The organism is Ruegeria sp. CE8 (genome assembly GCF_056537465.1).
Genome location: NZ_JBQFRP010000020.1, coordinates 1 through 11,805, shown reverse-complemented (window position 1 = coordinate 11,805; position 11,805 = coordinate 1). Strand labels below are relative to the sequence as shown.

Genomic DNA, 11,805 nt, shown 5'->3' with positions numbered 1-11,805 from the left:
TCCGCCCCGGGCGCCCGTGATCAAAACTGCTTGGCAGTTTGTGGCCACCGTTTCAGCTGGTTGATTTGTGAAGTTCAGCTCATTTAACCTATTCTGGGAATTCAATGCCGTAAGGTATGTTGTTTCGAAACCAAACCGCGAACGTCACTGTGAAATCAAAGCTCGCTACCACGATAATAGCAGATATCTCGGATAGCACTCCATTCTATGCGGCAATGGGGGATGATCAGGCGCAAAAGCTCATACAGTTCGAGATTAACCGTCTCAGAAAAGCTGCAATTTCCCTTGGAGGTATTCCTGTAGGGCAAAAAGGCGACGACGTCTTATGCTATTTTCTTGATCAGGACTCTGCAGTTAAGGCGGCATTGGAGATGATAAACAAGCCGCACGGCACTTTGTTGTCCGTTCATGCAGGAGTGCATCATGGTCCAATCGTTTTCGCGGAGAACGGGATTTTCGGTGAAACTGTTAATCTGACTGCCAGACTGGCTGCGGCTGCAAATCCAAGCGAGGCTTGCGTCAGTGAGTGCGTCGCCCGTGACTTAAACCCAGACCTAAAGCAGCTGCTCACTCCGATTGGTCCGCTTCACCTGAAAGGTGTGAGCGATCCTGTAAAAGTTTACTCAATGCGACCACCCACGGACGGACTCAGTACAGTTGTGCATACACCGACACTGATTGATCGCAGTCTCAGTCAAGGAACCCAGAGCGGCAGCTTTGCACTTGTCCTCTATCATGACGACAGGTCATGGCGTTGCAGAGAAGGTGATGAAATTAGGATCGGAAGATCAAAACGATGCGACGTAGTTATGCCTCAGCCATGGGTTTCGCGGTTGCACGCAGTGCTGAACATGAAAAACGGCAAACTCATGCTGACAGATCGAAGCTCATCTGGGACATACGTAAAGTTTGAAAACGAAAGAGAAATTCAGCTAAAACGAGAAGCGGTCATGCTTGCAGGCGGGGGTTTGATATCGCTGTCTCTCCCTACTCAACACGCTGATGCCCGGCCTCTCGAATTTGAAGTCGTGCGTCGATAGCTGTTTCCAAAGTCAGACTTCTGAGTTCTGTGGCGAAAGTCTCAGAAAGATATTTGCATTTCGTGCTAGGATTATCCTGCAGTGCTGAATTCAAAAAGCTCAGGAGGGAAGCATGCAGTTTATTTATTTGAACCAATTGTGTCGCGCTGGTTTGATCCTTGGAGCAACCGCATTTCTGTTCGGTGTGGAAGCGATGGCACAATCAGATATGCCAAACGCCTGCCCGGTGGATGGATGCGAAGTCCGCATCGTGTCGGTCGAAAAAAATGGTGACGAACTTACGATCACCTACGAAGCGAACTTTGAACCAGACGTCTCCAAGAACCACCTGCACGCTTGGTGGGGGGAGAGCTACGCCGTAGAGCAAGTCGGCAGGAACGCTCAGAGTGAGTTTAATGTCGAGCAAGGCCGATGGCACCGACACGACGATTACCCCACCTATGAGACCAAGGAAGCTGCCTCAACCTCCGCACGAGAGGGGGCCACAACAATGTGCGTTACCGCGGCGGACAGAGATCACAATATTCTGGACGCGACCAAGTATCATTGCGTGGACGTGCAAGAGCATCTCTGAGGTAAGGGATGGGCCATGAGTTTCCCCGCTTTTATAGGCCGTTATGCCGTAGAAAGGGAAATTGCTAGCGGCGGCTTTGCGGCCGTCGTCTTGGCCAGGGATGAAGAACTGGAAGTCCCTGTTACGCTAAAAATTCTGCACGCAAATCTGGCCACCAATGACAAGGTCATTACCCACTTCCTGGAAGAAGCGCGTTTGCTGAGGCGTATTCGATCTCCGCGTGTCGTGTCCGTTCACGATGTAGGACGGCTGGAGGATGGGCGGCCCTACTTTGTCATGGACTATGCGGATCGGGGTACTTTGGCGGAACGTCTGAAGCGTTTGGAGCCAGCGCTGTTAGCTCAGCGTGATGGTGTGGGCATCCTGATAGACGCGCTTGCCGATGGATTGACGGCGGTTCATGAAGCAAACGTCGTGCATCGTGACGTCAAGCCGGCAAACGTGCTTTTGCAACGCATCAAGCGCCCGAAAGACAATGAAAACGCAAGCACTTTCACTGCGTTGGTCGAGCCGGATGAAAGAGTGTTTTTGGCCGACTTGGGAATCGCAAAAGACATGGCGATTGGCGTGACAGGCGCGACTATGATGGCCGGAACACCGCTGTATCAAGCGCCGGAACAGGTTGAAAACGGAGAACCTGTGTCTCCAATGACCGACATTTACTCAGCAACGGCCCTTATGTGGCACGTATTGACAGGCCGGGCCCCACCACCTTTTCACCGCATATCTGAGAACCTGACTGGGTTGCCAGAGATGTGGCGCGATTGCATCGAGCATGGAATGGCGCTGGACCCTGAGGCACGGTTTCAGGAAATGCTATCCTGGCGCAATGCGATGAATGATGCTCTGGACCGGGATCGACGAGAAGCCGCGTCCGAAGCTGTAACGCAAATTTCAGAGGGTCAGGTGGAATGTCCCTACAAAGGGTTGGCGGCTTTTCAGTCAGAAGACGCCAGTTATTTTTTTGGCAGGGAAGATCTGGTCGAAGAACTTGTAAACAGGCTTCAACAAAGCCGAATGCTGGTTTTGGGGGGCTCTTCCGGCAGCGGCAAGTCATCAGTCCTTCGCGCTGGTTTACTCCCATCAGTGGCTGCAAACGCAATACCGGGTAGCGAAAACTGGCGTGTTTGTGTTTTTACCCCCGGTCGGGATCCGATGACGGATTTGTATTTCCAACTCATCGGGGACAACTCACATCTTACTGCTCAGGTCTCACTGAATGATTTCATCGCATATCCCAGCGCAGCGCGCCGACTTGCGACAGCTAATGAAGGCGAACTGCTTATCTGCATAGACCAGTTCGAAGAACTTTTTACGCTGGTCACGCAAGAGCGCAGAAACAAGTTCATCGAAGCATTATCTGCAATGACCGACCCTGCAGATAGCCGAGTTCGAATTGTAATCACAATTCGTGCCGATTTTTACGCCTCCTGCGCGGAAATTCCCTGGCTTGCGGACAGGATATCTGAAAACCAATTGATGGTTGGGCCGATGACCCGCGCGGAACTTCGCCGCGCGATAAGTGAGCCGGCGCGCGCGGCCGGGCTGCATATGGACCGGTCTCTGATAGATGCAATTGTTGATGAGGCGGGCAAAGAGGCTGGCTCGTTACCTCTCGTGGCGCATTCGCTTTACGAAACCTATATCCGACGTAAGGGTGCAACCATGTCCCTGGACGGCTACCGAGAGGCAGGCGGTGTAACGGGTGCAATAAGCCAAACAGCAGAGACGCTTTTTTCCAACACTTTTGACGATGATCAGAAAAATGCCACGCAGAGATTGTTTTTGCGATTGGTAACCCCCGGAGAGGGAACGCCAGATACACGCAGGTTGCTTCCGATAGATGAGGTCGAACAAGATTCCGAACCAGAAACAACGCGGAAAGTTGTTGAAGCTCTGACAGACGCTCGCCTTTTGTCGGTGGATGAGAACACCGTGCAAATCGCGCATGAAGCCCTGTTGCGTACGTGGCCAAGATTGAACTCTTGGATCGAGGATAGCCGGGACGACCTGCGAATGCGTCAACGTATTCAGCATGATGCCGCCGAGTGGGAAAACGATGGTCGCGAACCTGACTTGTTATATCGGGGAACAAGGCTATTGGCCGCGGAGGAGTGGTCGCTTGAAAATGAAAATGAGTTAGGAAAGCTTGAACGAGAGTTCCTCGGGCAGGCGCGCGAAGCGCGCGAGGCAGCTCTGGCGGCATCTAATCGGCGCAAACGACTGCGACGCCTCTACTTTCAAATCGCTGCTGCTGCGCTGGCGGTTCTGACCATTGGGGCGACGGGTGCTTCCATAATGGCTATTCGTGCCTCTAACCTTGCTGAAAGCAACCGTAAAATTGCAGTGGAGGCCACTGCGGAAGCCAACGAGCGGTTTGCGCGTGCGTTAGGAGCGGCCGCAAATGGCCTATCTCATTCGGACCCGTTGCTTGCCCTTTCCCTCAGCACAGAGGCCATCGCACGCGCCAATTCAGCCGCCTCCACTTCGGAAGCACGTTCCGCAATGCTTATGGCGCGCCAGAAATTGAATGAACCAGGCCTCATTCCGCTGGGAAGTCCTCTGTCGGTCGGGGACGCCCAAACCATGGATCTTGATGCCGCAGGGCAACGCGTGGCCGTCGGATTGCGAGATGGCCGCATTGTGATCCACAGTACCAATTCGGATCAAGGTGTTTTGGCTGAGTTGGAAGGACACTCGGGGGGTATTCGAGACCTGGCATTCTCACCGAACGGAAACCTCCTTTTGTCGGCTGCAACTGACGGGGATGTCCGTTTGTGGGATGTTGGTCCTTCTCGAATTGGTCTGGTCACAACACTGTTCTCCGGTGACGACGTCGCGTTCGGCGTGGCGTTCGATTCAGTTAGCAGGCGTGCCGCTTCTGCCACCGGAGACGGCACTGTACGTCTTTGGGACGTTTCTAACGGGATGCAAATAGGTCCACCTCTGGCGGAACGGCAACTCGGCTTTAAACGGGTCGCTTTTTCCCCGGTTCTGGAAGGTTTGGTGGCTGGAAATGTCGACGGATCCATATACGGATGGGTAGACATTGATGCGCGTCCTGCCTTTCCCCCAATACCGGGTGGTCCGCTTGGTCCGGATCCTGACCACCTTTCTTTCAGCAGCGATGGCAGTCTCTTTGCAGTCTCCCATACGAATGGAAAGGTCACGACGATCGGATTTCCGTCAGGTGGCCCAGTCGTTGATCGCTTTACCCATGCTGAAGCTGTTGTAGCCGCAGCGTTTTCCGGTCCCAAAAACGTACTTGTAGGGGCCACGGCGAACGGAACGCTGATAATGGAAGATTCAAACATGTTTCCGATCGGCGACGAAGTTCAAGCGCATAGCCAGAGCATCGTGGACATCGAAACTGCCACGCACGCTCCCATCCTGGCGACACTTGGTCGGGACCAGCAAGTTCGTATTTGGCAGATCGTTTATGAAACAAGCCGCGACAGTACATTGATCTTTGAAGATGGAAATAAGGCTCTTGGCATTGCGTATAGCCCAGATGGAAACAAGATCGCGGTAGGCGATAGCGAAGGCAATGTGTGGATTTGGGATGTGGGATCGACAATGAAACCCATGTTGTTAAGGGGGCATCGAAATCAGGTTTGGGCGGTGGCGTTCTCGCAAGATGGTCGGCACCTTGTCACTGGTGATCGGGACGGCAACATCCGGATTTGGGACCCAATTTCCTTGCAGCTAACAGAAGAGTTCAATTTGGGGCAGACGCCGGTCTGGAACATTTCTCCAACCGCCACATCGTTGTTTTTTGCGGCCACAGGGAACGGGGTTCATAGAATTGATGCAGCAGACACAAGTGTCGCAAAAACAATTGGATTGCCCGAAACGGCCATAAACCGAGTAACCATATCTCCGGACGAGTCCAGACTTGCCGCAGCTTCCTCCACGGGAAAGATCTATATTTGGAGTATCCTGCAAAATGAGTTGGAAAAAGTGATAAACGCTGACGACAACACGCTGTGGAGTGTTGCGTTTTCAACTGACAATTCAAAAGTTGCGTCAGCGTCAAGCGACGAGGTGGTAAAAGTCTGGGATCTGGAAAGCGGCGAAGAACTGGCGGCATACGGCGGGCACAAGGGCGGTGCGACGGATATTGCCTTTTTGGCGGATGAAGCGACATTGGTCGCAGTCGACAGATCAGGAGAGTTGCATTGGTGGGACGTGGCAGTCAACCGAAGGCTCATGCCTGTTCAGAAAGTGCACACAGCCCCAAGTTGGAGAATTGCACTATCACCCGATGGTCAATCCTTTGCCACCACAAGCGAAGAGGGCGTGACCCGAGTGTGGGACAGATTGAGTTTGGAGATCGCTTGCTCTTTGGGCAAGCCGACTTTCGACAGAGAGAGACGAATACAATACTTGGGTAGTCAAAAGCCGGCGACCAGTTGTGATACCGTCCATGAGTAGTCAGGATTGGCTAGTGCAGCAGCTTTTGAGCTGCGAAAACTGTATCGGGTCTTGTTTCCTTATTTGTGCGGAAGAAAACTGAGTTCTGCGACTACATTCCTTACTTCGACAAGCTGGTACATAGTCACTAAGAAGATCTTTATTCACTCCGCTTGTTATTCAAGTTGGCGTTAGAGGCTATGCCGGTCTGGGTATAATTGACTGTTTGCGCAACAAGAGGTGATCCCGCTGGGCCAAGTCTGGGGACGACTTAAATGCCCAATAGAGCTTCAGCGCATGGTATATTTGCGAATTCTGTTATCGCGCGCGCTCGTGTTTTTGAAGAGTGCTGTTTTCCACAGATATCACTATGATGGAAACATTGTCGGGTGCTCCCTGCGCCAGTGTAGCGTCGAGCAGTCGTCCAACGGCGATTTCGTTCGATTGAGACATAGCCCGCTCGATGTATGGAAGCGGAACTACGTCCGTCAGGCCGTCACTGCATATTAAGTATTTCGAGCCGATCTTCGCTTGCTCGATATCTGTATGGGGATCGATGTCATGGAAATTGGGTGTCCCGCCAAGGGATTGAGACAACGCAGGTTTCATCAGACCCGATAGGGATGTCTCTGAGACAAGGTCATCAACACTCAACTGGTGCAAAAAACCATTGCGAAAACGAAAGACTTTACTATCCCCCACATTGAACCAAATCAGCTTTTGAGAAAGGCAAACAACGCCAGCAACGGTCGTACCCATCCCCTCCAATAGTGAGTTTCCCACTGACACGTCGTACAAGGTTCGATTTGCACTTCTTAAGAATTCTGCAAGTTCGATTGAACTCTTTGGCGCCGATTTCATTGAAAGAAATGTATTTGCAACCGTTTCACTCGCATACTCTCCAGCACGATGGCCTCCCAAACCATCAGCAACCAAGACCGGTTGACCGGTAAGCTCAGAAAAATCAAACCGGTAGGGCACGGTCATTGATCGCTGCTCTTTCCAGGATCCCGCCAGGATGCAATCCTGATTTGAAAGGCGAGCGCTTCCGGTATTTGTAATGGCCGATCCTGAAATCTTCATACTTGTCTCAACCGAATTCAAATTACAGTTATGCGGCTTTTGAGAAATAGGACCATAATTAGAGGGCGATGGTAAACCCGATTGTATATTAGGGTCAGGACTCATAGCCAATAAATGACGAGAGCTGCGAGGGCGATTGCTGCGAGGAAGACCTTCGGGCACCTGTCGTACCGGGTTGCCACACGGCGCCAATCCTTGAGCCTGCCAAACATGATCTCGATCCGGTTGCGGCTTTTGTATCGGCGCTTGTCGTACTTCACCGTTGTCTTGCGCTGCTTCCGGCCGGGGATACAAGCGCGTATCCCTTTGTCTTGTAACGCTTCTCGGAACCAATCTGCATCGTATCCGCGATCTCCGAGTAGCCAATCGACATCGGTATGCCGCTGAACAGAGCCCGAGCACCGATGTAGTCGGCGGTTATAAACAGGTTCAGCGTGCGTCCCTGACTGTCGCAGATGGCGTGCAGTTTGGTGTTCATGCCGCCCTTGGTTCGGCCAATCAGGCGTCCACGCCCCCCTTTTTGACGCCCATGCTGGTCGCTGTCCGGTGAGCCTTCAGACAGGTCGCGTCGATCATCACAGTCTTCTGTTCGCCGTGCCCGACGGCCAGGCCAGCCATCATTCGCGCGAAGATGCCCTTGTCGCTCCACCGTTTCCATCGATGGTACAGCGTCTTGTGCGGTCCATGGGCAGCAGGGGCATCCCGCCACCGCAAACCATTGCGATTAATGAAGATAATCCCGCTCACCACACGCCTGTCATCGACGCGCGGCTTGCCGTGGGGCTTCGGGAAGAAGGGCTCCAGACGCGCCATTTGCGCATCCGCAAGCCAGAAGAGATCAGACATGTTCACCGCTCGTTTTTGAACCGTGAATCACGCCGCAAAACGGAAACCAATGGGTCACGACGCTAATAAGGAATAATGGTAAGTAAAAGAAAGTGCTGCAATATTGGGCGAGCAAATCCAATATTTCTTTCTATTTAGGTTTTATAAAGCCATTTTTCGATTTACCTATCATGATTTTAGCTTTGATTAACGGCGGTCTCAGCTCTCTCCTTTGCCTGCCGAGAGCAGATGATTATTTAATAATCAATGGTTTTAAAGCCACCATTTGCATACTTTAACCGAAAATTAATTCATTATTATTTTCGGTAAAAAATAACCACCCCAAATAACCGGAGAGCTGCCACATTTTGACCATTTTTGAACCACACGCTTTTTGGTGAAGGTTGCAACTCGCCGCTGGCCTTTTTTACGGGTCAGAAAGTTGCCGAAATTTGTTACGGTTAAGAGGTTCCGAAATCGCACTTCCTGCGTTTGTAGGTGTTTATTCCCTAAGAACATTCCTGTGGCCGGTTCCCTCGGCCAAGAGAGGATAACTCATGCCCATGGATTTCAAGAGATCAGTAAGCACTTGCGCTTCCCCTTCAATTCCTGCGCAGAAAGATGCTCGACATTTTGCCCGTGACGAGAGTGGTGCTCTTACCATTTTCGGCCTCTTTATGTTTTTGTGCATCGTCGCCTTTGTGGGCATCGGCATAGATTACATGCGCTTTGAAAAGGAACGTTCGGACTTGCAGTACACGTTGGACCGGGCTGTTCTGGCTGCGGCAGACCTTGATCAAAAGGCAGAACCCAAATCCATCGTTCGTTCGTACTTGGAAAAGGCGGGCCTTCTGGAACATGTGACCCGCATCGATGTGGTCAACAGCGCTGGTTATCGTGAGGTGTCGGCGACAGCCATTTCCGAATTCCCGACCCAATTCATGCATCTTTCCGGCGTTGATACACTGAGCGCCCCTGCGGCAAGCACTGCCGAAGAAAGCGTCGGCTTGGCCGAAATCTCAATTGTCACGGACGTCTCGACCTCGATTGACCTGCCAGCACTGCAAGCTGCTACGAAAAGCATCATTACAAAGATTGGAACAAAAAACGGGACTTGGAGCAACGAGGTTTCATTCTCACTGATCCCTTATTCCAGCCAGGTGAACGCTGGTGCGGATTTGCTGAAATACTACAATCTCGACCGCTTTCACCACCACTCACACTGTGTCAACTTTATCGACAACGAATTTAGCCAGCCTGAGCTTTCTCTGACCAGAGTGCTGGAACAAACGGCTCATTTCGACCCTTACACCGAGACAAAAGAGCCGATTCAGCATCCTGTCTGCCCAATCCGCCCCGGATCGGCGATCCTGCCGTTCCAAAACAATGAAACAGTGCTTCATAACTACGTCGACGGCCTCACTAAGCTCGCCAATCCGATTGTTGACGAGGACTCGGGCCTGGACAATGGCGCGAATTGGGGCCTTATCCTGCTGGATCCCGGTACACAGCCGGTCATCGAGAAACTTGCCACCCCCGTAGCCAAAGGTGGTGACGGTATCGTACCGGAAACATTCGACGACCGCCCTCTACCTTACAACAGCAACGTCCTAAAGGTTCTGATTCTCGTTTCCGACGGAGACAATACTGACCAGCACATGCTCAATCCGTCGATGCGCACCACCATGTCGGATATATGGTACAACGAGGACGCGGATCGCTTCTCGGTCTTTCAGTCGAATGGCTCCCCTATGTTCTGGTGGCCGCACGATAATAGCTGGCAAGATCACGCCTACGGCGAAGGAAATTCTCAGTGCACAACCAAAGGCAGTAAAACAGAATGCGTGAATGAAGACGAACCCGGCACAGCAGTACAATTGTCCTACGTTGAACTGCTGAACCTTGTGTCGTTGGAACACATTGAAAACAACATCTTCACCCAGTCACCAAGTGCCTATGGCCAATGGGAAGCCAGTGCGTTCAGCAAGAAAAACGCGGTCGCTAAGGACCAGCGCACCAAACACGTATGCAAGGCCGCCAAGGATCAGGGGGTGATTGTATTTAGTGTCAGCGTCAACGCTCCGGCGAATGGCCAAAAGGTACTGGAAAATTGTGCAAGTTCCGCCAGTCACTATTATGATGCGTCGGCCCCTGACCTCACAGATGCCTTCACATCGATCGCGTCCTCTGTCCGTATGTTGAGGTTGACACAATGATGCGTAGAATGATTTCCGCTCTGGATAAGCTCCGCCGCCAAGAAGACGGAAATGTGACCGTCGAGTTCGCTATCGTATTCCCCGCCATCTTTTTTTTGGTTCTTTCGGGGTTAGAGCTTGGTTTAGTAACACTGCAACACGCGCAGCTAGAGCGTGCCGTCGACCTGACAGTACGCGACATACGACTGAACACCGGCATCGATCCACAACACGACGACATCAAGGCTCTCATTTGCAGCCGCGCCAGTTTTATCAGCAATTGCGAAACCAGCGTGCAGTTGGAAATGATCCGCCAGGATCCTTTTGACGCCATAACGGTGCCAACTGTCCCTGACTGCACTGATCTCTCCGAAGTGGTACGCCCGGTGCGGGCCTTCCACAACGGCCTTGAGAACGAGTTGATGGTTCTGCGGGCCTGCGCCAAGATCAACCCCCTTTTTCCAACGTCCGCAATGGCGAAAGCACTGGTCAACGAAGAGGGCCAGTACGCCCTTACCGCTACAACTGTCTTCGTGCAGGAGCCAAGTTAGTATCATGATCAAGCGACTTCTAACACGCCGCCCGAAACACTTCCGAGCAGGGGAAGACGGCTCAGTATCCCTTGAGGCCGTCCTCATTACTCCAATGCTTTTTTGGACGATCATGGCGGGATATACGTATTTCGAGGCCTACAGGCAGAGTGCCTCGAACATCAAAGCAGCGCACACAATTGGTGACGTGATTTCTCGCGAAGTCCGGGTAATTAACGACGCCTATATCGACTCGATGGAAGAAATGTTCAGATTGATGGTGGTCAATCAGGCCGATCTGAAAATCCGAGTTTCGCTAGTTAAATACCATGAAGACACCAACAGCCACTCGGTGGAATGGTCTGCAAATCGCGGTGGATTTACCGAAAAACTGACCCTCGCTGATGTTGCACTAATTAAAGATGCTTTGCCCCCGATGTCGGATCAAAACACGCTCATCTTGGTCGAGACGTCCAACACGTTTGTCCCCCTCTTTCGCGTAGGCTTGGGCAATATCGAACTTGAAAACTTCATTTTTACCCGACCGCGCTTTGCAAACAATATCAAAGGGAACGTCTAGCAACCGTATTTCTCAGGCGGTCTGAGTCGACCAGTTTTGCTGAGATTTGAGGAGTGCGTTCACGATTGTGACGAGCTTTCTAGCGACTGCTGTGACGATGACCTTGTGTGGCTTTCCTGCGTCCCGCAAACTATCTGCGAAGATCTTGAGTACCGGATTTTGGTGGCTTGCGACGAGAGCGGCTTGGAACACGACGTGTCTAATCTGTCGCCGTCCGCCACCAATGGCTCGCTTGCCACGCATCGCACCGCTGGGCAAGTAAGCGACTAGATCGGCGCTCGGGCGTTTCTCAGCAGCTTGCTAAAGGCTGACTGGCTGCTTGGGGATCGTGGCCATGACGCCGACTGGTTCCGAGATGCCATGAAAGACAAAGCGATACGCGCCAGCATCCCCGGCCGTAAGCAACGCAAGACCCCGGTCAAGTACGATAAGCGTAGGTACAAACGCCGCAACCGTATCGAGATTATGTTCGGCAGACTCAAGGACTGGAGACGCGTCGCAACCCGCTATGACCGCTGTCCCAAAGTATTCCTTTCTGCCATCGCGCTCGCAGCAACCGTCATCT

7 protein-coding genes and 3 pseudogenes are annotated in these 11,805 nt (G+C 52.2%); 8 read left to right on the top strand and 2 right to left on the bottom strand.

Features of this window, described 5'->3' with window-relative positions; genetic code table 11:
• The first annotated feature begins 149 nt into the window (after positions 1-149).
• From ACR0AA_RS22325 to ACR0AA_RS22310, 4 genes and pseudogenes are all read left to right on the top strand, one after another.
• Positions 150-1,040, top strand: a complete 891-nt coding sequence (locus ACR0AA_RS22325) for an FHA domain-containing protein (RefSeq protein WP_480666091.1) — start codon at positions 150-152, stop codon at positions 1,038-1,040.
• A gap of 112 nt (positions 1,041-1,152) precedes the next feature.
• Positions 1,153-1,614: a hypothetical protein gene (locus ACR0AA_RS22320; protein ID WP_480666090.1), complete on the top strand. Its 462-nt coding sequence runs from the start codon at positions 1,153-1,155 to the stop codon at positions 1,612-1,614.
• A 15-nt stretch (positions 1,615-1,629) separates the two neighbouring features.
• A pseudogene (locus ACR0AA_RS22315) lies at positions 1,630-2,316 on the top strand (serine/threonine-protein kinase); the annotation flags it as partial.
• Between the two features lie 225 nt (positions 2,317-2,541).
• Positions 2,542-6,048, top strand: a complete 3,507-nt coding sequence (locus ACR0AA_RS22310) for a WD40 repeat domain-containing protein (RefSeq protein WP_480757572.1) — start codon at positions 2,542-2,544, stop codon at positions 6,046-6,048.
• 297 nt (positions 6,049-6,345) lie between these two features.
• Here ACR0AA_RS22310 and ACR0AA_RS22305 read toward each other — a convergent pair whose 3' ends face one another.
• Together ACR0AA_RS22305 and ACR0AA_RS22300 are read right to left on the bottom strand one after the other, a co-directional pair.
• Positions 6,346-7,110 carry a PP2C family protein-serine/threonine phosphatase gene (locus ACR0AA_RS22305; protein WP_480757513.1) on the bottom strand — a complete coding sequence of 255 codons (765 nt, stop codon included), beginning with the start codon at positions 7,108-7,110 and terminating at the stop codon, positions 6,346-6,348.
• Between the two features lie 101 nt (positions 7,111-7,211).
• Positions 7,212-7,956 (bottom strand): annotated as a pseudogene (locus ACR0AA_RS22300) (IS5 family transposase).
• A 536-nt stretch (positions 7,957-8,492) separates the two neighbouring features.
• Here ACR0AA_RS22300 and ACR0AA_RS22295 point away from each other — a divergent pair.
• From ACR0AA_RS22295 to ACR0AA_RS22280, 4 genes and pseudogenes are all read left to right on the top strand, one after another.
• A complete protein-coding gene (locus ACR0AA_RS22295; RefSeq protein ID WP_480757509.1) occupies positions 8,493-10,151 on the top strand; it encodes a TadE/TadG family type IV pilus assembly protein in 1,659 nt (552 codons plus the stop codon).
• Positions 10,152-10,159: 8 nt separating this feature from the next.
• Positions 10,160-10,681 (top strand): TadE/TadG family type IV pilus assembly protein, encoded by a 522-nt coding sequence (locus ACR0AA_RS22290; RefSeq protein ID WP_480757506.1) that lies wholly within the window; start codon positions 10,160-10,162, stop codon positions 10,679-10,681.
• Positions 10,682-10,685: 4 nt separating this feature from the next.
• Positions 10,686-11,240: a TadE/TadG family type IV pilus assembly protein gene (locus ACR0AA_RS22285; protein WP_480666401.1), complete on the top strand. Its 555-nt coding sequence runs from the start codon at positions 10,686-10,688 to the stop codon at positions 11,238-11,240.
• 246 nt (positions 11,241-11,486) lie between these two features.
• Positions 11,487-11,805: pseudogene (locus ACR0AA_RS22280) on the top strand (transposase); the annotation flags it as partial.

Excerpts from the sequence above, each read along its gene's own strand:
- ACR0AA_RS22320 (WP_480666090.1), top strand. The coding sequence starts at position 1,153 with ATGCAGTTTATTTATTTGAACCAATTGTGTCGCGCTGGTTTGATCCTT.
- ACR0AA_RS22305 (WP_480757513.1), bottom strand. The coding sequence starts at position 7,110 with ATGAAGATTTCAGGATCGGCCATTACAAATACCGGAAGCGCTCGCCTT.
- ACR0AA_RS22295 (WP_480757509.1), top strand. The coding sequence starts at position 8,493 with ATGCCCATGGATTTCAAGAGATCAGTAAGCACTTGCGCTTCCCCTTCA.
- ACR0AA_RS22290 (WP_480757506.1), top strand. The coding sequence starts at position 10,160 with ATGATTTCCGCTCTGGATAAGCTCCGCCGCCAAGAAGACGGAAATGTG.
- ACR0AA_RS22285 (WP_480666401.1), top strand. The coding sequence starts at position 10,686 with ATGATCAAGCGACTTCTAACACGCCGCCCGAAACACTTCCGAGCAGGG.